Below are 590 nucleotides of genomic sequence, written 5' to 3'. Positions count from 1 at the left end.
GATTCGTGTAAAAACGGGCCGAAAGTGAGCTAACTGCCTGTCGCAGCTGGCTTTCTTGGCCGCTCCAGAAAGTCGAGGGTTGGGCAGCACTCTCCCGTCGGCACTTGGGCGCACCGCGCTATTTTCTGTTCGAGATCCCTCTCCAGCTGTCGCAGCTCGCGGATTCGTAGACGGACATCGACGAGCTTTCGCTCGGTCAGCTGACGGGTCTGCTCGCAAGAACGTTCGCCTGTGATCTCTAGCAGGCCAGCGATCTCGTCGAGGCTGAATCCCATCATCTGAGCGCGCCGGATGAACTGAAGCCGATTGACATCGTTTTCGTCGTAACGACGCACGCCTCCTATGGGTCGCTCGGGTTGACGCAGCAGCCTACGTCGCTGGTAGTAGCGCACGGTTTCGACGTGCACATCGGCCGCCGCCGCCAGCCGGCTGATCGTAAACGTGTTCGGACGCACGGCTTGACTCCGTACCTAGGTACAGAGGCTAGTATGCTCTGATGCAAACAACCCCGGCCAAATCGTCTGTTCCAGCCATTATTGGCGCGAGCATCGCCGCCATTGGCGCATCGGTCTGCTGCGTCGTGCCGCTGG

The 590-nt window shown here is 60.0% G+C and carries 1 protein-coding gene; it reads right to left on the bottom strand.

The features are described from left to right. Positions 1-29: 29 nt before the first annotated feature. Positions 30-455: a MerR family transcriptional regulator gene (locus N792_RS13290; protein WP_036196159.1), complete on the bottom strand. Its 426-nt coding sequence runs from the start codon at positions 453-455 to the stop codon at positions 30-32. Positions 456-590 lie beyond the last annotated feature (135 nt).

This window comes from Lysobacter concretionis Ko07 = DSM 16239 (assembly GCF_000768345.1).
GTDB classification, from domain to species: domain Bacteria; phylum Pseudomonadota; class Gammaproteobacteria; order Xanthomonadales; family Xanthomonadaceae; genus Novilysobacter; species Novilysobacter concretionis.
Note: the sequence above shows the minus strand (reverse complement) of the source record. Positions and strands in the feature narration are given on the sequence as shown.